A 21,954-nucleotide genomic window follows, 5' to 3' on the forward strand; every position below is an offset into this window, starting at 1 on the left:
CCCGGCACGGGCCGGGAGGCGGCGCGCGTCAGGAGGCGGGGCGGTGCTGGGAGCGCTGCTGCTGGAGGGCGATCTGCTGGCGGCGCCGGCGCTCGGCCAGTACGGCCGCGAGGAAGTCCGCCGGCGCGACGCCCGGCGGCGGGGGCGGGCTGATCTGCGCGGCCACCGCGTCGGCCAGCCGGACGCCCATCTCGTGGCGGGTGTGCTCGGCCAGCTCGTAGTAGCGCAGGACGTACTGGCGGGCCGCGGCGGCCGTCTCCGGCGCGAGCCGGGACAGGTCGGCCCCCGACGCCCAGCCCGCCAGGTACGGCGGCATGGGGATGTGCTCCTGGCGGGGGCGCCCCGTACGCTCCTCCACGACCATCGTGCCCGCCAGGAAGTCGCCGACCCGGCGCCCGTCCTTGCTGATCATCGAGGTGATCAGCGCGATCACGCCGGTCGTCGCCCAGATCTCGAAGAACCCCGCCAGGGCCCGCGCCAGCGCCTGCCGGAACCGCTCGGGCGTCCCGTCGGTGCCGACCACGCGCAGGCCCAGCGCCATCTTGCCCAGGGACCGGCCGCGCGAGATGGTCTCGAACGCCGTCGGGTATCCCACGAAGATCAGGATCATGCCGCCCAGGAACACCGCGGCGGTCGCCGCCGGGTCCACGGCGGTGCCCATCCAGGCCACCAGCACCATGTGCAGCAAGAAGAGCACGCCCTGCACGATCACGTCGATGAGCAAGGCCACCGCACGGGTCGCGAACCCCGCCGCGCGCAGGTCCAGGACCACCGCGTCCCCCGTGACCAGGGGCGTCGTACCGTACGCGTCGCCGCGCACCTCACCACCGCCGGGATAGGACACCGGTGCTGCTCCCTCGGGGCCGAACGGAACTTTCGACCCCGACACTACCCGCAGGCCGGGCACCGCGTTCCCACCGGCGGCGTTCCCGGGCCGCGAGACGGTAGGGTCCCTTGCGTGGATATCGACGTTTTCGCCGCGGCGCACAACGGGGACTGGGAGCGCCTGGAACGGCTGGTCCGCCGACGGCGCCGACTCGACGGCGCCGAGGTCGACGAACTCGTCGACCTCTACCAGCGGGTGTCCACCCACCTGTCGGTGGTGCGCTCCTCCGGCCAGGACCCCGCCCTGGTGGGCCGCCTGTCCGCGCTGGTCGCGCGCGCCCGCTCCGCGGTGACCGGCGCCCACGACCCCGCCTGGCGCGACCTCGTGGGGTTCTTCACCCGGGTCTTCCCCGCGATCCTGTACCGGCTGCGCTGGTGGTGGCTGGGCATGACCGCGGGCACCGTCGGGATCGCGGCGGCCGTGGCCTGGTGGATCGTCGCCGACCCCGCGGTGATGCACGCGATGGGCACGCCCGAGTACGTCGCCCAGGTGGTCGAGTACGAGTTCGCGAACTACTACGTCGAGAACCCGCGGGGCTCCTTCGCCGCCCAGGTGTGGACCAACAACGCCTGGGTGGCGGCGCAGGCGATCCTGTACGGTGTCGCGTTCGGGGTGCCGACGCTGTACGTGATGCTGCTGAACGCGCTGAACCTGGGCGCCATGGCCGGGCTGATGATCGGCCACGGCCGGGCCGACGTGTTCTTCGGGCTGATCCTGCCGCACGGCCTCCTGGAGCTGACCGCCGTGTTCGTGGCGGGCGGCATCGGCCTGCGGCTGGGCTGGTCGCTCATCGCCCCCGGCGACCGCACCCGGCTGCGCGCCTTCGCCGAGGAGGGCCGCTCGGCGGTGGCGGCGGCGCTGGGGCTCGCGGTGGTGCTGTTCATCTCCGGCCTGATCGAGGGCCTGGTCACCGGGAACACGGTCGCCGGGCACATCCCGATCCCGGTGGCGCTGGGGATCGGCGTGCTGGCGGAGGTGCTGTTCCTGCTGTACGTGTTCGTGGTCGGCCGCCGGGCCCACCTGGAGGGCGAGACCGGGGACATCAGGAACGCGCCCGCGGCGGTGCCGGTGGCCTGAGGGCCCTGGCCCGCCGGGCCCGGGTGTGGCAGTGTCGGGCCCATGAGCGAAGCCCCCCACTGGTTCAAGAGCTCCTACAGCAGCTTCGAGGACGCCTGTGTCGAGGTGGCCTTCGGGGTTCCGGCCGGTGTCATGGTGCGCGACACGCAGAACCGGTCCGCCGTCGTCCTGGCGGTCGGCTCACGTGAGTGGTCCGCCCTCGTCACCTCGGCCGCGCGCGTCTGAACCCTTCACGGCCTGCCTGGCCCGCTCCGCGCGTTCACGGGCCTGGACGACCAGTGTGTTCTCCTCGCCCATGGCCGCGGCCCGTGTCCGGGCGACCTCGTCGAACATCGCGGCGGCGCGGGCGTGGTCCCCGCGCTCGGCCGCGTTGCGGGCCAGGAAGTAATCGGCCTGGCCGGTGTTCGGGTGATCCTCGCCCAGAACACGGCTCCAGGCTTCGCGGACCCTGAGGAAGCCCGCCTCCGCTCCGTCATTGTCACCGCGGAGCATGCGGATGTAGGCGAGGTTCTGCAGCGCGTGGAGCGCGGTCGGTTCCTCCTCCCGCCCCTCGTAGGCCGCCAGTACCGTCTGAAAACCCTGTTCCGCGGCTTTCAGGTCACCACGCAGCCCGGCGATGAGGGCGACCTGGTGCAGGCTGCTCAGAGTGTCGGGGTGGTCGGGTCCGAGCCTGGACACACGGTCGCTGTGGACCGAGCGGTAGATCTCCTGGGCCTCGCCCCACCGGTCCAGGGCGCGCAGTGAATCGGCCCAGGCGTGCCGGGCGCGCAGCGTCTCCGGGTGCGTGCCGCCCAGGGCGGCTTCGGCCGTTTCGACGAGCCGGCCCAGGGACCTCTCCGCCTCCATCCGGTCCCCGAGCAGCATCGCGACCCTGAAACGCCCGACGGAGGCCTGGACGACGGTTGGATGCCGGGCGTGGTGCACACGGGCCAGGACCCCGGCCAGCGCTGTGTAGGCGGAGGCCTCCAGGGTGAAATCGCTGTCGGGCCGCCACTGGAGCAGACCGCTGACGATGTCCGTCACCGCACTGTCGCCGATCCCCGCGCGGACGGTCTCCGCCACCAGGGGGTGCATCCGCAGCGCCGCCTCCCCGCCGTGCTCGCCCAGGGCGACCAGGCCGTGCACGATCAGGGCGTTGACGGCGCGTGCCAGCCCCACGTCGTCGAGGCCCTCCAGCGGACCGGACGCCAGTTCCGCCGGGGGCAGCCGCCGCAGCGGCACCGGCACCGCGTTCGACCCCAGGACCGCCAGGACCTGGAGCAGGGGGCGGGCGTACGGCTCCCGCTCCGCCACCGACCGCAGCGACAGGTCCCACACGCCCGACAGCAGCCGCCGGTCCACGTCGGGCCCGGTCACGAACGGCGCCGCCAGCTCGTCCAGCCGGTCCACGCCCTCCTCCAGGCGCGCCAGCAGCGCGCGGGCGTCGGGGAACAGCACCCGGTGCGTCGCCAGGATGCGCCCGGCCAGCGACAGCGCCAGCGGCACCCGGCCCAGCCGCTCCGCCAGCTCCTCCGCCCCGGCCGTCCCCGCCAGCGCCGCGTGGTCGGCCAGCGCCGACGCCGCGGCCCCCGCCTCCAGCGCCTCCACCCGGTGGATCCGTGCGGGCGCCCACTGGGCGGGGTCGTCCACCCGCGTCGTCACCAGAACGAACCCGCCCGGGCTGGCCCGCATCCAGCCCAGCTGGTCGCCGGGCCGGTTCTCCGGATCCAGCTCCTCGGGCCGGTCGGCGTTGTCGATGACCAGCAGCCACGGCCGCGGCGCGTCGTCCAGGTGCCGCCACACCCACCGCATCGCCAGATGCCGGGTGGTCCGCACCTCCTCGGCCTCCCGCCGCGACCCGCCCAGCTCCACGGCGACCTCGATCATGCTCGCCGCGACGCTGCCGGGCCGCACCCAGAACACCGTCCGCCCCTCGGCCCGCGCCCGTCCGGCCAGCTCCGCCGCCACCGTGGTCTTGCCGAACCCGCCGGGCCCGGTCAGCACGTGCGGCACGGCCGCTCCGGCGCGCATCTCCGCCAGCAGTTCCCCGACCAGCCCCTCCCGGCCGCGCACCGCCGTCGCGGGGCGCGGCGGGTCCAGCACCACGTCCGCCCCCGGCGGGGGAGCGGGCCGCTCCCCGGCGTTGATGGTGAGGCTGTGGATGTCGCGCGCCTGGACCAGCCGCCCGTACACGTCGCCGTCCACCGAGTTCACATGGGTTCCGGGGGAAGAGTCCATGCCCACATACTGCCGGAGCGCCCCACCGCCCGCGGGCGGACCGCACGCGCCCGGGTTCGGTGAGCACGGGAAAGGGCGGGGTGGCCGGTTCCGGCCACCCCGCCCCCGGGGCGCGTGCCGCTACAGGCGGCCCTGGGCCTTGAGGTTGATGTAGGCGTCGGCCAGCGCCGGGGCGATGTGCTCGGGCTCGGCGTCCACGACCTCCACCCCGACCCGGCGCAGCTCCGCCGTCACCCGGCGCCGCTCGGCCAGCGTGCGCTCGGCGGCGGCCGCCCGGTACACGGCCGCGGAGTCGTCGCGACCGGCCGCCATCGCCGTCACGGCGGGGTCCTGCACGGCCGCGACCAGCAGCAGGTGCCGCGCGGTCAGCGCCGGCACCCGGGGCAGCAGCCCCTCCTCCAGTGCCGCCGCGTTGAGGTCGGTGAGCAGCACGACCAGTGAGCGGGTCCGGCCCTGGGCGGTCAGGATCGCGCTCGCCATGCCCGCAGGGTCGGACTCCAGCAGCTCAGCCTCCAGCGGGGCCATCGCCTCCACGATCCGGTGCACCTGGCTGCCCTTGCCGGCCGCCTTGACCTGCGCCCGCACCCGGCGGTCGTAGGCCAGGAAGTCCACCCGGTCGCCCGCCTTGCCCGCCAGCGCGGCCAGCAGCAGGGCCGCGTCCATGGCGTGGTCCAGGCGGGGCGTGTCGCCCACCCGGCCCGCGGAGGTGCGGCCGGTGTCGAGCACGATGAGGATGCGCCGGTCCCGTTCGGGGCGCCAGGTGCGTACCACCACCCCGTCGTTGCGCGCGCTGGCCCGCCAGTCGATGGACCGCACGTCGTCCCCGGGCACGTAGTCGCGCAGGGAGTCGAACTCGCTGCCCTGGCCGCGCACCATCGCCGTGTGCTGGCCCTCCAGCTCCCGCAGCCGCGACAGCTTCCCGGGCAGGTGGCGGCGGCTGTGGAACGGCGGCAGCACCCGCACCGTCCACGGCGCCGGCAGCGTGCGCTGCCGTCCGGCCAGCCGCAGCGGGCCCAGGCTGCGCACGGTCACCCCGGCGGCGCGGGCGTCGCCCCGCCGGGTCGGGACGAGCGTCGTGCGCACCCGGCGCCGCTCGCCCGCGTCCACCCGCAGCGGCTGCACCCGGGGCCCGGCGTGCGCGCTCGGCGGCCAGGCGTCGCGGACGGTCCCGCGCAGGCGGCGCCGCGTCGGGTTGGCCACGGTGACCTCGACGGAGGCGGCGTCCCCCAGCCGCAGCGACGTGTCGCCCGCCCGGGACAGCCGCAGCGCCCGGGGGCTCGCCGCCAGCAGCACGTCGACGGCGACCGACACCACCAGGGCGGCGACGGCGGCCGCGGCCGCCCACGGGCCCAGGGAGCCGGAGAACGCCACGGCGACGGTCAGCACCCCCGCGAGCAGGACCGCCCGGCCGGTGACCACCATCAGCGCGGCACCGGGACGGAGGACAGCACGCCCTCCAGGATCCCGTCCGTGGTCGCGCCCTCCAGCTCCGCCTCCGGGCGCAGCGAGATCCGGTGCCGCAGGGTGCCCTTGGCCAGCGCCTTCACGTCGTCGGGGGTCACGTAGTCGCGGCCCGACAGCCACGCCCACGCCCGGGATGTGCGCATCAGGGCCGTCGCACCGCGCGGGGAGGCGCCCAGCTGGAGCGACGGCGACTGCCGGGTGGCCCGGCACAGGTCCACGATGTACCCGAGCACCTCGGGGGCCACCCGCACGGTCTCCACGGCACGGCGGGCCGCGTGCAGGTCGGCGGCCCCCGCCACCGCGGTCACCCCGGCGGCGCCCAGGTCGCCGGGGTCGAACCCGGCGGCGTGGCGGCCCAGGATCTCCACCTCGGCCTCCCGCGGCGGCAGCGGGACCGTCACCTTGAGCAGGAACCGGTCCAGCTGCGCCTCGGGCAGCGGGTAGGTGCCCTCGTACTCCACCGGGTTCTGGGTGGCGGCCACCAGGAACGGGTCGGGCAGCGCCATCGGGCGCCCCTCCACCGTCACCTGCCGCTCCTCCATGGCCTCCAGCAGCGACGCCTGGGTCTTGGGCGGGGTCCGGTTGATCTCGTCGGCCAGCAGCAGGTTGGTGAACACCGGGCCCTTGAGGAACTCGAACCTGGCGGTGTTCTGGTCGTACACCAGCGACCCCGTCACGTCGCCGGGCATCAGGTCGGGGGTGAACTGCACCCGCTTGTGGTCCAGCGACAGGGCCGCCGACACGGTGCGCACCAGCAGCGTCTTGGCGACACCGGGCACACCCTCCAGCAGTACGTGGCCGCGGCACAGCAGCGCCACGACCAGCGCGGTCACCGTCTCGTCCTGGCCCACGACCGCCTTGGCCACCTCGCGGCGCAGGGCGACCAGGGCCTGCCGCGCCTCATCGGCCGAGGGGGGTGCCTCGTGTGTGAAGGCGCTCACGTGCCGTCCACCTCTCTCGCTCTGTCGGAATTCTCCGTCGGTCCGGTCACCGCAGCCTCCGGGACCGCTCGTCCAGTTCGGCGGCCAGCCGCAGCAGGCCGCCGTCGTCGGCCGCGTACGGGTCGGCCCCCTGCGGGTACAGCAGCCCGCGCACGGCCTCCGGGTCGTCCCCGGTGCGCTCGGCGACCGCCGCGACCACCGCGTCGGGCGGGGCGTCCGGCCCCAGCCCCAGCCGGGCGGTGTGCCGGTCCAGGAAGCCCGCGCGCAGCGCGCCGACCACCCGGTCGCGCGCCGCGCGCGAACGGTACAGCCCGGCCCGCCCCTCGGTGGTCTCCGAGGCGCGCACCACCACCGGCAGCGACTCGGGCACCAGCGCGCCCATGCGGCGGCCCTGCCACAGCACGAGCAGCACCAGGCCCGCCGCCAGCGGCAGCAGGGACCAGCGCACCCCGGCGGGCAGCAGCTCGGGCAGCGAGGCCGTCCCCTCCTGCTGGGGCGGGTCGGGGCGCAGCCACACGACGGTCCCGGCGTCCAGCAGGTTGAGGGCCAGGGCGGCGTCGCCGCCCCGGTCCAGGAGCCGGTTGGTCCACGGGTTCCCGTTGCCCAGCACGGTGGTGGTCGTGCCGTCCTCGGTCACCTGTACCAGGGCGTCGCCGGCTCCGGCCGGGTAGCAGCCCACGGCGTCGGTCCCCGGAGCGGCGGTGTACAGCTCGCCGTGCACGTACGCGGGGCCCGCGGCCTCGGCGGCGGGCAGGTCGCAGTGCGGTTCCAGCGGCCGCTCCAGGATGTCGCGGGGCAGCTCGCGGCCGGTCATCTCCACCCCGGGGGCGAACGCCGACAGTGACCGCACCGAGGGGCGCACCAGGACGGTGTCCACGTCCAGGGCGGCCAGCCGGTCCAGCTCCTCGGGCAGCAGCCGGTGGTCCAGGAACACGACCAGGACCGCGTCCTCGGCGGCGCCGACCGCGTCGGCGGCGTCGCCGGAGGAGCGGACCACCTCGACCTCGCGGTCCTCGCCCAGCACGTTCACCAGGGCGCGGGTGCCGTCCGGGGCGACGCTGCCGGGCTCCAGGTGGCCGGTGGGGAACTGCTCCCCGCCCAGCGACATCAGCACGGACACCACGACGAGCGAGGCCGCCAGGATCGCGGGGAAGCGGGCGGCCCGCCAGAAGCGGCGGACGGCCGACTCCGGGGGAGCGCCGACGGGGGGTACCGGGTCGACGGCGGCGACCGGGCCGGCGGGGGCCTCGGGGGAGTGGACGGTCATCCGCGCGCCTCCTCGGGGTCCAGGGCCGGGCGGGCCGCGCGCAGGCGCTCGTCGAGCTCACGCAGCACCCGGGCGGTGTCGGCGGTCGCCGGGCGGTCGCCGTAGACGACGTCGTTGAACAGGCGGGCGCCCTCGCGCAGCCCCCCGGCCTCGCCGGGCAGCGCCTTCGCGGCCTCGGCGGCCAGCTCCGTGGCCGTGCGCCCGGCGCGCGGCGAGATGATCGTGCGGTCCTCCAGGTCGACGCTGATCGCGCGCATCCGCTCGGTGACGGCGGCCGTGTACTCCCCGGCCTCCTCGTGGGCCAGTGCGGCCGCGCGGTGGTCGGCCGCCGACCGGGGCGCGGTCCGGTGGACGGCGCCCTCGCCGCGGCGGGTCCGAGAGGGGCGCAGCCACAGGACGAGCCAGAGCACCAGCAGCGCGACCACGACGAGCAGGACCGCGGTGGCCCACCCGCCGCCGACGCCCGGGACGGGGACCTCCAGGTTGGAGAGCCATTCCAGGAAACGTTCCAGCAGGGAGGGCTCCTGCTGCCCGTACACCGGGTCGCTCAGCTCCTCGACGGCGCGGCGGCGCCCCTCGTCCCCGGTCACCTCCAGGACGGCCGCGAACGGCGCCGTCACGCCCGCTGCTCCGGCAGGTAGATCTCCGGGCCGACCTCGCGGCCGGACAGGGCCGCGGTGTGCAGCTTCAGGTCCAGGCCCTCGCGCCGCATCCGCAGGTCGACGTAGAGCAGGGTGGTCACACCCACTTCGAACGGGGTCACGATGGCGTAGGTCAGCGCCTGGCCGATGAACATCAGTGCCCCGGCGAGGACGGCCGCCCACAGCGCGCCCGGGAACATGACCGCGGGCACGATCCCGCCGATGGTGAACGGGCTGATCAGGATGTTGCTTACGAAGTAGACGATGATGATCGTCAAGAACAGGATGAGGACGATCCGCCACCAGCTGCCCTGGGTCAGCCGCCACGAGCGGCCCAGCGCGGAACCGACACCGATGCGCTCCAGAACGACGGCGGGCATCGCGAACTTGATCCGCACGAAGATCCAGACCCGGACCACGAGCCAGAAGAGGGCGGCACCGACGAGGCCGAGTGCTGCGACGACGGCCCCGGCCACGTCGCTGCCCCCGCTGATCATCAGGAGGCCGAGCAGGAACCCTCCCACGCCGAGGAACACGGCAACGGTGGCGATGACCGCGTCGATGAGCAGCCGCAACAGTGCCAGCCCGATCACCGGCCACATCCGCCCCTTGACGGAGGACCAGGCTTGGGAAGGGGAGAGCTTGCCGCCCAGCACCGCCATGCCGACCGTCGCCGTGAGCAGGCCGGTGGCGATGGCGATTCCGAGGGAGGACAGCAGGCTGCCCGCGTACATGGCGATCAGGGTCCACGGCCCGAACGGCACCGGGTCGTTGGGGTCGATGGCCAGGGGGTCGTTCAGTATCCGGTCGACGAACTCCCCGTACGTGGACATGTAACTGCCGAAGCCGACGGAGGAGATCACGCCGGTGACGGCCATGATGACCAGCGACAGGCCGACCATGGTCTTCGGGTTGCGGCGGATGAGGGTGAACGCGCCGTTGAGGATGTCCCCGAGGGTCATCGGGCGCAGCGCCACCACGCCGGGCTTGGGAGCCTGGGGTGCGTACCCATATCCCGGTTGGCCCTGGCCCGGTCCCTGCGGGTACTGCCCCGGGGCCGCCTGCCACTGGCCGGTCTGCGGACCGGTGTGGGGGCCGGCCCAGGGGCCCTGTCCGGGCTGCGGGCCGTACCCGGGGGCGGCGAACCCCTGCGCGGGCGCCTGTCCGTACGCCGCCTGTCCATACGCCTGCTGTCCGTACGCGGGCTGCTGGTGGGCCTGCTGCCCGTACCCCTGCTGTCCGTACCCGGGCGCCCCGTGCTCCTGCGCCGCGGGCTCGCCCGAACCCGGTGCGGCGAACCCGGCGGGTGCGCTCTCCGCGGGGGCGCCGCCCGCGGGCGGCGCGAAGGACGGGTACTGGGACGGATACCGCGGCTCCGCGGACCCCGGCGCGCCCTGTGCCCCGGCGGGGTCGCCCCCCTGCCCCGGAGCGGCCCAGGACTCCGCGCCCCCGGCGCCGTTCCGGGCGTCGGGCACGGGCGATCCACCGTCGGCGGGCGCCTCCGGGGTCTCCCCCGACGGGTTCCGGTGGTCGTCCTCCTGGGTCATCTGCCCCCGCCCTCCGTGAGGTTCGGTTACGCTGCGCAAGCGGACCGGGTTCCGCATTCACGTCTCGAAGAACAACCTACCGGCCGGTTCCCCCGAAGTCGGGCACGGTCCGGGCCCCTTCACGGGCAACCGACGCACTTCATTCTTTTTGTATGCTTTCTGTTACCAACCGGTCGGGCGTTATCAAGGGCGCCATCACCCTCCCGGCCAGGGAGGACGCCCGAAGTGGCCGAAATCGGCCCCGGAAGGTCCCAAAGACATCGACCGCGCCTCCCACCGCTCCAGGAGATGGCAGGGTGGGGGACAATGACGGTTCCCCGCGTCGGACCGTGGCGGCGCACCCGTAGACCGCACCGACGACGTTCGTGTTCTTCCGAGGAGAGAGGAGTAGGCGCCGCGAACTCCGCCCCACAGGGTGGGACCGACGCCCGGCGCCGGACACACCGATGAAGGGACGTGTACTGGTTGTCGACGACGACCTCGCCCTCGCAGAGATGCTCGGCATCGTGCTGCGCGGCGAGGGCTTCGAGCCCTCGTTCGTCCACGACGGCGACAAGGCCCTCGAGGCCTTCCGCGAGACCAAGCCCGACCTGGTCCTCCTCGACCTGATGCTGCCCGGCGCCGACGGCATCGACGTGTGCCGCCAGATCCGCGCCGAGTCCGGCGTGCCGATCGTCATGCTCACCGCCAAGAGCGACACCATCGACGTCGTGCTGGGCCTGGAGTCGGGCGCCGACGACTACATCGTCAAGCCGTTCAAGCCCAAGGAGCTCGTCGCCCGCATCCGCGTGCGCCTGCGCCGCACCGAGGAGCCCGCGCCCGAGGTGCTCCAGATCGGCGACATCACCATCGACGTCGCCGGGCACGCCGTGCGCCGCGACGGCGAGCAGATCAGCCTCACCCCGCTGGAGTTCGACCTGCTGGTCGCCCTGGCCCGCAAGCCGCGCCAGGTGTTCACCCGCGAGGTCCTGCTCGAGCAGGTCTGGGGCTACCGCCACGCCGCCGACACCCGCCTGGTCAACGTGCACGTGCAGCGCCTGCGCGCCAAGATCGAGAAGGACCCCGAGCACCCGGAGGTCGTCGTGACCGTCCGCGGTGTCGGCTACAAGGCCGGTACGGCCTGATCCGCACGAAGCGCCCATGACCGCAGCCGCACCCGAGGAGCAGCGGGGGGCCGACCCCGAGGGGGAGCGGCCGCCCCGGCCCTCCGGACGAACCGAGTCCGGAGGGGGCCGACGTGATGCCCGGGACGCCGACTCCGGGCTCACCCGCGCGTACCTGTTCGCCCAGCGGGCGGCCCGCGCGCTGGTCCGCGGCGTCCACACCAACTGGCGCCGCTCCCTGCACCTGCGGGTCATCTCCACGACCCTGGTGCTGTCCCTGGTGGTCATGGCCGGCCTGGGCTACGTGCTCATCTCCCAGGTGCGCAGCGGGCTGCTGGACGCCAAGATCGCCACCGCGGTCAACGACCACCGCGCCGGGCTCAACTACGCGCTCGCCGAGATCCAGGAGAACGAGACCGGCGACCGCGACCGGCTGATGTACAACATCGTCAGCGAGCTCGCCGGGCGCAGCGGCGACACCGGCCTGTACGGGGTCGTCATCCTCCCATCCGTGGACGACGAGCTCGGCTGGGTGGGCGAGGAGTCCCCGGACAAGCAGCTCGACCTGAGCGTCCCGGAACGGCTCATCGACCAGGTCGGCGACTCGATGGGCGACCAGCAGTACCACACCTACGCGCGCATCATGAACGAGGCGGAGGGCACCGAGGAGCCCGCCCTGGTCGTGGGCGCCGAGCTCACCCACGCCTACGAGCTGTACTACGTCTTCCCGCTCCAGCACGAGCAGGAGATCCTCGACCTGGTCCAGCGCACCGTCGTCCTGGTCGGCGCGCTGCTGGTCGTCCTCCTAGGCCTCATCGCCTACGTCGTCACCCGCCAGGTCGTCTCGCCGGTCCGCTCCGCCGCCCAGTCCGCCGAGCGGCTGGCCGCGGGCGACCTGTCCGAGCGCATGACCGTCCAGGGCGAGGACGACCTGGCGCGCCTGGCCGTGTCCTTCAACGACATGGCCGGGACCCTCCAGGAGAAGATCCAGGAGCTGGAGGAGCTGTCCAAGCTCCAGCGCCAGTTCGTCTCCGACGTCTCCCACGAGCTGCGGACCCCGCTCACCACCATCAAGATGGCCGGCGACCTGCTCTTCGACGACCGCGACGAGCTCGAACCCGCCATGCGCCGCTCGGTCGAGCTGCTGCAGAGCCAGGTGGAGCGGTTCGAGGAACTGCTCGCCGACCTGCTCGAGATCAGCCGCCACGACGCGGGCGCGGCCACCCTGGGGACCGAGCCCTCCGACATCCGCGACGCCGTGATGAAGGCGGTCGGCGACGCCGAGCAGATCGCCGAGAAGCGCGGCATCAAGGTCGTCATGCGGCTGCCCGCCGACCCGTGCGTCGCCGAGTACGACCCCCGGCGGATCAACCGCATCCTGCGCAACCTGGTGGTCAACGCCATCGAGCACAGCGAGGGGCGCGACGTGGTGGTCACCGCCGCGGGCGACCGCGACGCCGTCGCCGTCGCCGTGCGCGACTACGGCGTCGGCCTCAAGGAGGGCGAGGAGCACCTGTGCTTCGACCGCTTCTGGCGGGCCGACCCGGCGCGGGTGCGCACCACGGGGGGCACCGGACTGGGCCTGTCCATCGCCAAGGAGGACGCCGCCCTGCACGGCGGCTGGCTCCAGGCGTGGGGCATGCCCGGCCAGGGGTCCCAGTTCCGCCTGTCCCTGCCCCGGCTCGCGGGCGCCGAGCTGCGCGGCTCCCCGCTGCCGCTGGTGCCCCCGGAGTTCTCGCTGGGCCGCGCCTACCCCCGTGAGGGGGGAGAGGACCACCCGTGAGCAGAAACCTCCTGGTGTTCGGCGCCTCCGCGCTGTCCTGCCTGTTCCTCACCTCGTGCGCCAGCGTGCCGATGACCGGCCCGGTGGTCCCGGGCGAGGGCGGCGACGGCAGCGCCGACCCCTACGGCGGCTACGTGCGGCTGCTGCCCGCCGGCCCGCAGGCGGGCATGAACCCGGACGGGCTGGTCGGCAGCTTCCTCAAGGACATGGGCAGCTTCGAGGAGGACCACGGGGCGGCCCGCATCTACATGCTGCCCGACACCGGCCGGGAATGGTCCCCGGACGGGTCCGTCAAGGTCTTCACCGACCTGGACACCGTGGACCTGGAGACCGAGGTGTCCGAGGACGGGCTCACCGCGACCGTGCGGATGCGCACCCCGCTGGTCGCCACCATCGACGAGGACGGCAAGTACCGCCCCGGCACCCCGGGGACGCTGATGGACGAGACGTTCACGCTCGCCCGCGAGGACGGCGACCCCGAGGGCGAATGGCGGATCCAGAGCCTGCCCGACGACCTGATCCTCAGCCAGCTCGACGTGGAGCGCACCCACCGGCCGTTCAACCTGTACTACTTCAACCCGGAGGGCACCTCCCTGGTGCCCGACCCGATCTACCTCCCGGTGAGCACCGACCGGCTGGCCGAGCGGCTGCTGGCGCGCCTGGGGGAGGGGCCGACCTCCTGGCTGGGACCCGCGGTGCGCTCGGAGTTCCCCGAGGACTCCCGGGTCGGCGTGACCGTGGACGCGGAGAGCGTCGTGGTGGAGCTGGACCGCGTCGGCGACATCGACGAGTTCCGGCTGGGCGCCCAGATCGCCTGGACGCTGCGCCAGATCCCGGACGTGCAGGAGTTCACGCTGGTCGTGAACGGCGAGGAGGTGGCGTTCGCGGCCGCCGACGGCGACAGCGCCGACCGGCCCCGGCCCGCCAGCACGTTCTGGAACGGGGTCGGCCCGGGGGCGCTGCGCTCGGGGGTGCGCGCCTACTACTCCCACGAGGGGCAGCTCTGGTCCGCCTCGGAGTGGGACACCGACGTCTTCGGCGACGCCGAGCGCGTCCCGGGGCCGCTGGGCGCGGGCGACGTCCTCCTGGAGCGGTTCGCCGTCTCCATCGACGAGAGCACCGTCGCGGGCATCACCATGGGCGGCGAGACGGTCGTGACCTCCGCCTCCGCGCCCGGCGCCGCGGTCGAGGAGGTCCTCGACAAGGGCGCCTTCACCGAGCTGTCCTGGGACATCGACGGGAACCTGTGGGTGGTCGAGGAGACCGGCGGCCCGGAGGACGACCCCGGGGACGGAGAGGGGGACGGGTCCGGGAACGGGTCCGAGGAGGAGCCCTCCGATCCCCCCGCCGACCCCGAGACGCTCGCGGACCCGGCCCCGCCGGAGCCGGGGGCCTCCGCGGTCTGGGTGCTGCGCGACGCCCAGGAGGTGGTCCGGGTGGACGTCGGCGACCTGCGCGACGAGTCCCTGGTGCACTTCCGGGTGTCCCGCGACGGCGCGCGCGCCGCCGTGGTCACCGAGGTGGACGGCCGGCGCTCGCTCAAGGTGGGCCGGGTGGTCACCGACGAGGACGGCCGGGTGTCGGTGGAGGACTTCGTGCCCCTGGCCGGTGAGCTGGAGGAGGTCACGGAGATCTCCTGGAGGTCGGCCGACCAGCTGGCCGTGCTGGGCCGCCGCGAGGCCGGCACCGACCAGGTGTTCCTCGTCGCCCTGGACGGCGGCACCCCGCCCTCCAGCGCCGGCAACTCGGTCACCGGGCTGGTCACCATCTCCGGCGCGCCGGGCCAGCCCCTGGTGGCGGGCACCGACGACGGCAACATCTGGATCTCCAACGACCGCCTGAACTGGCAGACCGCGGTGGAGGGCAGCTCCCCGACCTTCCCGGGCTGATCCGGCCGCCGGGGGCCGACCCCCCGGGGACGGCCTCCAAGGGTCGGTCGATGCCCGGGGGTCGACCTCGATCACCGCGGTGGAGGGCGGCCCCCGACCTTTCCGGGTTGATCCGGGGCCGCCCCCACGGAGGCGGCCTCCGAGGACTGGTCGACGCCCGGGGGTCGACCTCGACCACCGCGGTGGAGGGCAGCTCCCCGACCTTCCCGGGCTGATCCGGCGGCCGCCGGGGGCCGACCCCCCCAGGGGCGGCCTCCGAGGACTGGTCGACGCCCGGGGGTTGACCTCAACCATAGTTGAGGCTCGATGCTCGGGTCATGGACACGACACAGCCGGACGATATGACCCGCGAGACCGAGACCGAGCGCCTGCGCGCGGTGGTCGCGGCGCTCGAACACTCCCAGCGCGAGAGGCTGCCCGAGGAGTTCATCGGCCTGTTCCGCGAGGACGCGATCTGGACCACGGGGCACGGCAAACGGCTGTTCGGCCGGGACGAGATCGCCGCGTTCACGCGCAGGGTCCTGCCGGGCTCCGTGCAGGAGGGGACGGTCTTCTACGAGGTCGAGCACGTGCTGTTCCTGCGGCCCGACGTCGCCGCGGTCAAGGCCCGCGCGACCTACCGCGACCCCGACGGCGCGCAGATCGGCAACCAGGGCAGCCCCATGTACGTGATGACCAAGGAGGGCGACCGCTGGTTGCTCACCGCCAATCAGAACACCGAGATCATCGACACCTGACACCCGACACCCGCCGCCCGGGTTTTCCACAGGTTCGGGGAGGGGGTGGCGGGGCCGCCCCCGGTCGCCGATCCTCGAAGTATGGATGTCGGGAAGGCCCTTGTCAGGGCACTCGTGCGGATCCGGGACGCGCTCCTGGACCTGCTGCTCCCACGGGCCTGCCCCGGGTGCGCGGGACCGGCCGGGGGCGGCGCGCCGCTGTGCCCCATGTGCCGCGACGCGCTGGTGCGGCGGCCGCACCGGTGCGCGCCGCGCCCGGGGTGCCCGCCGGTCTGGGCGGCCGGCCCTTACGCCGGGCTGCACCGCCGGGTGCTGCTCGCCTACAAGGAGGGCGACGACACACTGGCCCGCGTGTGGGGCGGGCGCCTGGCGGCGGTCTGCGAGGCGAGCGGTCTCGTCGGCATCGACACCCTGCTGGTGCCGATCCCCGGGCGCGGGCCGCCGCACGATCCGCGCGCCCCGGTGGCCCGGGTCGCGGTCGCGGCCTGCGGGGAGCACCGCGGCGGAACGCTCCTGCCGCTGCTGCGCCACCGGGGCCGGGTGCGGCGCCAGGCGGGCCTGGGCCGCCGGGAGCGGCTGGCCAACCGGGTGGGCGCGTTCCGCGCGGACCCGGTCCCGGCGTGGGCGGCCGGCCGCCGTGCCGTGGTGGTCGACGACGTCGTCACCACGGGCGCGACACTGGCCGAGGCGACGCGCGCGCTGCGCGCCGCCGGGCTGCGTGTGGCCGGTGCGGTGGTGCTCGCCGAGCGCCTTCCGACGGCCGACGGAGGTGAGACCCCGTTCCACGGAGAGAAGGTTTTACGAACGCCCCCGAAACCATGAAAAGTCCTTGTGTACAGGGGTTCGCGGTGTTTTTCCGGGCCTTGGCGCCGGGGTCGCCACCTGACATCCTCGCCAGGACAGGTTACGGTCACCGTATGGCACCCGTCCGGGTCCGTGGTTGCGTCGGAGTTCCGGTGTTCCTGGGAAGACCAGGGCACTCCTCCGGCAAGCCGATGCCAGGCGCAGGCGAAACGGCCCACGTAAGGCGACTTTTCGTCGACCGATCACGGTGCGCCTTAGAGGTAAGCCCTGCCCCGCGGAGGGTCCCGATGTCCCTCACGACAGGGAGAAGAGCAGTAGTCGCGGACAAGAGCGGCGACACTCTCAGCAGGCGGATGTGGGGACGAAGACCAGGTCGGCCGGACGGGTGGCATCCCATCGGGGGCCTCGCCATCGGGCGAGCCCCCGGGGAACCCCTCGTGTGCCGCTTTTCCCCCGGCCGCGACGAAAGTCCCTTTCCCCAGTTCAGGGCTACCCGCGATCATGTGCGTGGGACGGGTGATGACCGTGTCCCCGGTGGGTATACGCACTTTCAACCGAGACGTGATCCGCGCAGAACCGGATCACCCGCAGAAGGGGGCTGACAGCGCGAGACCCTTCCGTCCCCCGAACGACGGAAGGTGCAGAAGCCAGGCTGGCCGTCACCTTCCCGACGGCCACGCGATGAAGGGGGTCCTATGGACATCATCGTCAAGGGTCGACGCACCGGTGTGAGCGACAAGTTCCGACAGCACGTCGAGAACAAGCTCGACAGGCTCTCCAAGTGGGAGAAGAAGGGCATGACCGTCGATGTGGAGGTGTCCACGGAACGCAATCCCAAGCTCGCCGACGTGAAGGAACGCGTCGAGCTCACCATCCGCTCGAACGGCAACGGCCCCGTCGTTCGCAGCGAGGCGGCCGCCGTGGACCGGCACGGCGCCCTGGACCTGGCCATCGACAAGATCGAGGCGCGCCTGCGCAAGGCCGCCGACCGCCGCAAGGTGCACCGGGGCACCCGGGCCCCCGTCTCCGTCTCCTCGGCCACCGCGCACCTGCCCGGAGACCTGCCCCCCGAGGACACGATCGTGCAGGCGCCCCCGGCCCGCCGCAGCACGGAGGAGGACGCCGACTCCGGTGCCGGACGGGCGGGCTTCTCGGACGAGTTCGTCGAGCTCGACACCCAGGGGGAGGGTCCCCTCATCGTTCGGGAGAAGTCCCACCAGGCCAAGCCCATGAGCATCGACCAGGCGCTGATGGAGATGGAGCTCGTCGGACACGACTTCTTCCTCTTCCACGACGAGGTCAAGGACGCGCCCAGCGTCGTCTACCGGCGTAAGGGCTTCAACTACGGGGTCATCCGCCTCGTCGACTGACCCGGCCCCTCCCCGAGGGTCGAGGCGGTCACGGGGGCGGCGGGCCTCGCGGCCCGCCGCCCCCGTGGGCCCGGTCGGACTACACGGCGGTGGCGCCCCGCGCCCTCCGGCCGCGCCGCCGCTGCCTCAGCCCATCCCGGCGCTCGCGCCGCTGTTCCTTGCGGATCCGGTGCAGCGAGACGCCGTGCGGCTCCTCCGGCTCCACCGACGGGGCGTCGAGCACCACGTCCTCGAAGATGCGGGTGACCGCGGCCAGCACCAGCGCCGCGGCGAACAGCACGCCGGCGACCACCAGCAGCCACACGGGCATCCCCTGCACGATGGCGATCGCGACCACGACGGCCCCGGCCACGGCCAGTGCCACCACCACCCAGGACCCGGCCCGGCCCCGGTGCCGTCCGGTCGGCGCCAGGCTGCCGCCCTGGCGCTGGAAGCCCCGGATGCGGCCGAAACGCTGCTCGTCGTCGGGATGGTGCTGTTCCCAGCCCAGGCTGGGGTCGGACGACGACGGGTGCCGCCGTCTCTCGATCAGGTCGTCGAGCACCTCCACGGGTGTGCGGGGCGATGGAGCCCCGTTCTCCGCGGTCTGCGCCCTCTCGGGCCCTTCACCGGTTCGCATGGCGGTCCCCCCTGAACGCTCATGTCGTCAGCCCGGCCGCTCCGGCACGGGCCGGGCGTCTATCGAAGGGTCTACCCGGATCCGGTGGATGAACGCGGCCCGCCGGGCCCGCCGCCCCCGCCGACCGGGTCTCCGCTCCCCGGCACCGGGCACGATGCCCGGTCCTGTCCCGCCCCGCCCCGCCCCGACCGTCCGTCCGCCGCGGGTGCCACCGGACGGGGGCTGTCCACCGGACGGGGGTTCCGGCGGGCGCGCCCGCGCGGCCCGTCCGCCCGCGACGGTTGGAAAACGGTGTGAATCTCCGGCGCCGGGCGCGCACGGCACCTGGGCGCCCGTACGTGCGAGGGGAACATTCTCCGCTGTTTCGATCGTTCACCTGGGGGAAAGGGCCTCCCGTCCCTCCGTTGCCGAGCGGACCGGGTACAGGGTGCACGTCCTCTAGGATGTAGGCCCGAGGGCCCAGGGACCCCCCGCCGCCCTCCGCGGCCACGGGACAGCGGTCAGCGGGCCTAGATCTGATCTCCACGCGTGCCGTGGAGCCAACCGCGATCTGCGAGGAGCGCATAGGAAGTGCCAGGGATACTCAGCAAGCTCCTGCGCGCGGGTGAGGGAAAGATCCTGCGCCGGCTCAACAAGCTGAAGGACCAGATCAACTCGCTCGAGGACGAGTACGTCGACCTCTCCGACGAGGAGCTCCGGGACCTCACCCGGGAGTACAAGGAACGCCACGAGGACGGCGAGTCCCTCGACGACCTCCTCCCGGAGGCGTTCGCCACCGTCCGCGAGGCCGCCAAGCGCACCCTGGGCCAGCGCCACTTCGACGTCCAGCTCATGGGCGGTGCCGCGCTCCACCTGGGCAACATCGCCGAGATGAAGACCGGTGAGGGCAAGACCCTGACCGGTACCCTCGCGGTCTACCTCAACGCGCTCGCGGGCAAGGGCGTCCACGTCGTCACCACCAACGACTACCTGGCCAAGCGCGACGCCCAGAACATGGGCCGCATCTACCACTTCCTCGGCCTCGAGGTCGGCGTGGTCAGCCCCAACATGACCCCGGCCGAGCGCCGCAAGGCCTACCAGGCCGACATCACCTACGGCACGAACAACGAGTTCGGCTTCGACTACCTGCGCGACAACATGGCGCTGTCCCTGCGGGACACCGTCCAGCGCGGCCACTTCTTCGCCCTCGTCGACGAGGTCGACTCGATCCTCATCGACGAGGCGCGCACCCCGCTCATCATCAGCGGCCCCTCCGAGCAGAACTCCCGCTGGTACGGCGAGTTCGCCAAGATCGCGCCCCGCCTCAAGCGGGACACGGACTATGAGGTCGACGAGAAGAAGCGCACGGTCGGCATCACCGAGTCCGGTGTGGCCAAGGTCGAGGACTGGCTGGGCATCGACAACCTCTACGAGGCCGTCAACACCCCGCTGATCAGCTTCCTCAACAACTCCCTCAAGGCCAAGGAGCTGTACCGCCGCGACAAGGAGTACATCGTCAAGGACGGTGAGGTCCTCATCGTCGACGAGTTCACCGGCCGCGTCCTGGCGGGCCGCCGCTACAACGAGGGCATGCACCAGGCCATCGAGGCCAAGGAGCGCGTCAAGATCAAGGACGAGAACCAGACGCTCGCCAAGATCACGCTCCAGAACTACTTCCGCCTCTACGACAAGCTCGCGGGCATGACCGGTACCGCCGAGACCGAGGCCGCGGAGTTCCACCAGACCTACGGCGTCGGCGTGGTGCCCATCCCCACCAACAAGCCGATGATCCGCGAGGACGTCAAGGACCTCGTCTACAAGAACGAGGACTCCAAGTTCCAGGCGGTCGCCGAGGACATCGCGGAGCGCCACGAGGAGGGCCAGCCGGTCCTCGTCGGCACCACCAGCGTCGAGAAGTCCGAGCTGCTGTCGCGGATGCTCAAGCGCGAGGGCGTCCCGCACGAGGTCCTCAACGCCAAGAACCACGCCCGTGAGGCCGCGATCATCGCCCGCGCGGGCAAGCTCGGCGCGGTCACCGTCGCCACCAACATGGCCGGACGCGGTACCGACATCATGCTGGGCGGCAACCCGGACTTCCTCGCCGACGAGGAGCTCCAGGCGCGCGGCCTGAGCCCGCTGGAGACGCCCGAGGAGTACGAGGCGGCCTGGCCGGACGCGCTGGAGAAGGCCAAGTCCGAGTACGAGGAGGAGCACGAGAAGGTCGTCGAGCTCGGCGGCCTGTACGTGCTCGGCACCGAGCGGCACGAGTCCCGGCGCATCGACAACCAGCTGCGCGGCCGCTCCGGCCGCCAGGGCGACCCGGGTGTGTCCCGCTTCTACCTGTCCCTCCAGGACGACCTGCTGCGCCTGTTCAACAGCAGCCGTCTGGAGGTGTTCATGAACCAGCTGAACATCCCGGACGACCAGCCCATCGAGTCCGGCATGGTCAGCAAGGCGATCGCCTCCGCCCAGGGCCAGGTCGAGACCCAGAACTTCGAGATCCGCAAGAACGTCCTCAAGTACGACGAGGTCCTCAACCGGCAGCGCAAGGTCATCTACGCCGAGCGCCGCAAGGTCCTGGAGGGCCAGGACCTGCGCGACCAGGTGCTGGTCATGCTGGAGGAGGTCCTGCGCGGCTACGTCACGGAGGAGACCGCCGAGGGCGACCCGGCCGACTGGGACCTCGACAAGCTGTGGCGCGCGTTCAAGCAGGTCTACCCGATCAGCTTCACGGTGGACGAGTTCATCGAGGAGAACGGCGACCTGCACACCCTCACCGGTCAGCTCATCGCCGACCGGGTGGTCGAGGACGCCCTCGCCGCCTACGACGCCCGCGAGTCCGAGCTGGGCGAGGAGGCGATGCGCGAGGTCGAGCGCCGCATCATCCTCCAGGTCATGGACCGCAAGTGGCGCGAGCACCTCTACGAGATGGACTACCTCCAGGAGGGCATCGGCCTGCGCGCGATGGCCCAGCGCAACCCGCTGATCGAGTTCCAGCGCGAGGGCTTCGACATGTTCCAGCAGATGCTGGAGGCCATCAAGGAGGAGTCGGTCGGCTACCTCTTCAACCTCGAGGTGCAGGTCCGCAAGAAGGAGGAGCCCAAGCTCACCGCCGCCGCGGCCGCCACCACGGCCGCGACCGTGGGCGGGAGCTCCGGTGCCGGGGCCGTGGCCACCGCCGTGGACGAGGACGCGGAGGCCGCCGAGGCCGAGGCGCCCACCGAGGAGGCCGATGCCGCCGAGGACGTGGTGGTCCCGGGCTTCGGGGAGGGGCAGCCCAGCCGCCTCCAGTACTCCGCGCCGAGCGAGGACGGCTCCGTCGAGCGCCACAGCGAGGAGAACGACGAGTACGCGGGCGTCTCCCGCAACGCGCCGTGCCCCTGCGGCTCCGGCAAGAAGTTCAAGAAGTGCCACGGTGACCCGGCCAACCGGTAGCCGTCGCTGAAACACGCCTGTGGGCGCGCTCCCCGAGGGGACCGCGCCCACACGTGTTCCCGCCCCGGGCGTGCCGCCGCTCCCGGAGGGCGGTCCGGGAAGTGGTCGCCGACGGGAAGTCGGCCGCCCAGATTGCGCCCCCGCGGTCGGTGGGCGCTCCCGGACGGGGTGCGCCTCCGCCGCCCCCGGAGGGCG

Annotated in this window: 17 protein-coding genes; 9 read left to right on the forward strand and 8 right to left on the reverse strand. The window is 73.1% G+C overall.

Annotation, left to right across the window (positions count from 1 at the left end):
* Window positions 1–28: 28 nt before the first annotated feature.
* Window positions 29–844, reverse strand: coding sequence for an RDD family protein (locus KGD84_RS05735; RefSeq protein ID WP_220565053.1), 816 nt, complete (start codon window positions 842–844; stop codon window positions 29–31).
* Between the two features lie 114 nt (window positions 845–958).
* Here KGD84_RS05735 and KGD84_RS05740 point away from each other — a divergent pair, with 114 nt between their 5' ends.
* Window positions 959–1,963, forward strand: a complete 1,005-nt coding sequence (locus KGD84_RS05740; protein WP_220565054.1) for a stage II sporulation protein M — start codon at window positions 959–961, stop codon at window positions 1,961–1,963.
* Between the two features lie 42 nt (window positions 1,964–2,005).
* The gene (locus KGD84_RS05745; protein ID WP_220565055.1) at window positions 2,006–2,188 is read left to right on the forward strand and encodes a DUF397 domain-containing protein; all 183 of its coding nucleotides are present in this window, start codon (window positions 2,006–2,008) and stop codon (window positions 2,186–2,188) included.
* On the opposite strand, the gene KGD84_RS33515 is transcribed toward KGD84_RS05745, so the two are convergent.
* The 6 genes from KGD84_RS33515 to KGD84_RS05775 all read right to left on the reverse strand — a co-directional run bounded on the left by KGD84_RS33515 (window position 2,144) and on the right by KGD84_RS05775 (window position 10,040).
* Window positions 2,144–4,180, reverse strand: coding sequence for a tetratricopeptide repeat protein (locus KGD84_RS33515; protein ID WP_220565056.1), 2,037 nt, complete (start codon window positions 4,178–4,180; stop codon window positions 2,144–2,146). The two genes, KGD84_RS05745 and KGD84_RS33515, sit on opposite strands and share 45 nt — an antisense overlap.
* 120 nt (window positions 4,181–4,300) lie before the next feature.
* On the reverse strand, window positions 4,301–5,602 hold the full coding sequence (locus KGD84_RS05755; protein ID WP_220565057.1) for a DUF58 domain-containing protein: 1,302 nt from the start codon (window positions 5,600–5,602) through the stop codon (window positions 4,301–4,303).
* Window positions 5,602–6,585: an AAA family ATPase gene (locus tag KGD84_RS05760; protein ID WP_220565058.1), complete on the reverse strand. Its 984-nt coding sequence runs from the start codon at window positions 6,583–6,585 to the stop codon at window positions 5,602–5,604. The genes KGD84_RS05755 and KGD84_RS05760 overlap by 1 nt, the downstream gene beginning before the upstream one ends.
* Window positions 6,586–6,631: 46 nt before the next feature.
* The gene (locus tag KGD84_RS05765) at window positions 6,632–7,852 is read right to left on the reverse strand and encodes a DUF4350 domain-containing protein (protein ID WP_220565059.1); all 1,221 of its coding nucleotides are present in this window, start codon (window positions 7,850–7,852) and stop codon (window positions 6,632–6,634) included.
* Entirely contained in the window at window positions 7,849–8,472 is a 624-nt protein-coding gene (locus tag KGD84_RS05770) for a DUF4129 domain-containing protein (protein WP_220565060.1), read from the reverse strand. Before KGD84_RS05770 ends, KGD84_RS05765 begins: the two co-directional genes overlap by 4 nt.
* The gene (locus tag KGD84_RS05775; protein ID WP_220565061.1) at window positions 8,469–10,040 is read right to left on the reverse strand and encodes a glycerophosphoryl diester phosphodiesterase membrane domain-containing protein; all 1,572 of its coding nucleotides are present in this window, start codon (window positions 10,038–10,040) and stop codon (window positions 8,469–8,471) included. Before KGD84_RS05775 ends, KGD84_RS05770 begins: the two co-directional genes overlap by 4 nt.
* Window positions 10,041–10,486: 446 nt before the next feature.
* On the opposite strand from KGD84_RS05775, the gene mtrA reads away from it, so the two are divergent.
* From mtrA to hpf, 6 genes are all read left to right on the forward strand, one after another.
* The gene (gene mtrA, locus KGD84_RS05780) at window positions 10,487–11,164 is read left to right on the forward strand and encodes an MtrAB system response regulator MtrA (RefSeq protein WP_073376517.1); all 678 of its coding nucleotides are present in this window, start codon (window positions 10,487–10,489) and stop codon (window positions 11,162–11,164) included.
* A 16-nt stretch (window positions 11,165–11,180) separates the two neighbouring features.
* Complete coding sequence (gene mtrB / locus KGD84_RS05785; protein ID WP_220565062.1) at window positions 11,181–12,926, forward strand: MtrAB system histidine kinase MtrB; 1,746 nt, start codon at window positions 11,181–11,183, stop codon at window positions 12,924–12,926.
* On the forward strand, window positions 12,923–14,815 hold the full coding sequence (locus KGD84_RS05790) for an LpqB family beta-propeller domain-containing protein (protein ID WP_255647078.1): 1,893 nt from the start codon (window positions 12,923–12,925) through the stop codon (window positions 14,813–14,815). The genes mtrB and KGD84_RS05790 overlap by 4 nt, the downstream gene beginning before the upstream one ends.
* A gap of 317 nt (window positions 14,816–15,132) precedes the next feature.
* Window positions 15,133–15,552 (forward strand): SgcJ/EcaC family oxidoreductase, encoded by a 420-nt coding sequence (locus KGD84_RS05795; RefSeq protein WP_220565063.1) that lies wholly within the window; start codon window positions 15,133–15,135, stop codon window positions 15,550–15,552.
* Between the two features lie 81 nt (window positions 15,553–15,633).
* A complete protein-coding gene (locus tag KGD84_RS05800; protein WP_220565064.1) occupies window positions 15,634–16,374 on the forward strand; it encodes a ComF family protein in 741 nt (246 codons plus the stop codon).
* A gap of 677 nt (window positions 16,375–17,051) precedes the next feature.
* A complete protein-coding gene (gene hpf, locus KGD84_RS05805; protein ID WP_220565065.1) occupies window positions 17,052–17,726 on the forward strand; it encodes a ribosome hibernation-promoting factor, HPF/YfiA family in 675 nt (224 codons plus the stop codon).
* 79 nt (window positions 17,727–17,805) lie between these two features.
* Here the strand turns inward: hpf and KGD84_RS05810 are convergent, their stop codons facing one another.
* Window positions 17,806–18,345 carry a hypothetical protein gene (locus tag KGD84_RS05810; RefSeq protein WP_260697190.1) on the reverse strand — a complete coding sequence of 180 codons (540 nt, stop codon included), beginning with the start codon at window positions 18,343–18,345 and terminating at the stop codon, window positions 17,806–17,808.
* Window positions 18,346–18,915: 570 nt separating this feature from the next.
* Between KGD84_RS05810 and secA the strand changes: the two genes are divergently transcribed.
* Entirely contained in the window at window positions 18,916–21,759 is a 2,844-nt protein-coding gene (gene secA / locus KGD84_RS05815; protein ID WP_220565067.1) for a preprotein translocase subunit SecA, read from the forward strand.
* Window positions 21,760–21,954 lie beyond the last annotated feature (195 nt).

This window comes from Nocardiopsis changdeensis (assembly GCF_018316655.1).
GTDB lineage: Bacteria > Actinomycetota > Actinomycetes > Streptosporangiales > Streptosporangiaceae > Nocardiopsis > Nocardiopsis changdeensis.

Excerpts from the sequence above, each read along its gene's own strand:
- KGD84_RS05745 (WP_220565055.1), top strand. The coding sequence starts at position 2,006 with ATGAGCGAAGCCCCCCACTGGTTCAAGAGCTCCTACAGCAGCTTCGAG.
- KGD84_RS33515 (WP_220565056.1), bottom strand. The coding sequence starts at position 4,180 with ATGGACTCTTCCCCCGGAACCCATGTGAACTCGGTGGACGGCGACGTG.
- KGD84_RS05755 (WP_220565057.1), bottom strand. The coding sequence starts at position 5,602 with ATGGTGGTCACCGGCCGGGCGGTCCTGCTCGCGGGGGTGCTGACCGTC.
- KGD84_RS05765 (WP_220565059.1), bottom strand. The coding sequence starts at position 7,852 with ATGACCGTCCACTCCCCCGAGGCCCCCGCCGGCCCGGTCGCCGCCGTC.
- KGD84_RS05775 (WP_220565061.1), bottom strand. The coding sequence starts at position 10,040 with ATGACCCAGGAGGACGACCACCGGAACCCGTCGGGGGAGACCCCGGAG.
- mtrA (WP_073376517.1), top strand. The coding sequence starts at position 10,487 with ATGAAGGGACGTGTACTGGTTGTCGACGACGACCTCGCCCTCGCAGAG.
- mtrB (WP_220565062.1), top strand. The coding sequence starts at position 11,181 with ATGACCGCAGCCGCACCCGAGGAGCAGCGGGGGGCCGACCCCGAGGGG.
- KGD84_RS05795 (WP_220565063.1), top strand. The coding sequence starts at position 15,133 with ATGGACACGACACAGCCGGACGATATGACCCGCGAGACCGAGACCGAG.
- KGD84_RS05800 (WP_220565064.1), top strand. The coding sequence starts at position 15,634 with ATGGATGTCGGGAAGGCCCTTGTCAGGGCACTCGTGCGGATCCGGGAC.
- hpf (WP_220565065.1), top strand. The coding sequence starts at position 17,052 with ATGGACATCATCGTCAAGGGTCGACGCACCGGTGTGAGCGACAAGTTC.
- KGD84_RS05810 (WP_260697190.1), bottom strand. The coding sequence starts at position 18,345 with ATGCGAACCGGTGAAGGGCCCGAGAGGGCGCAGACCGCGGAGAACGGG.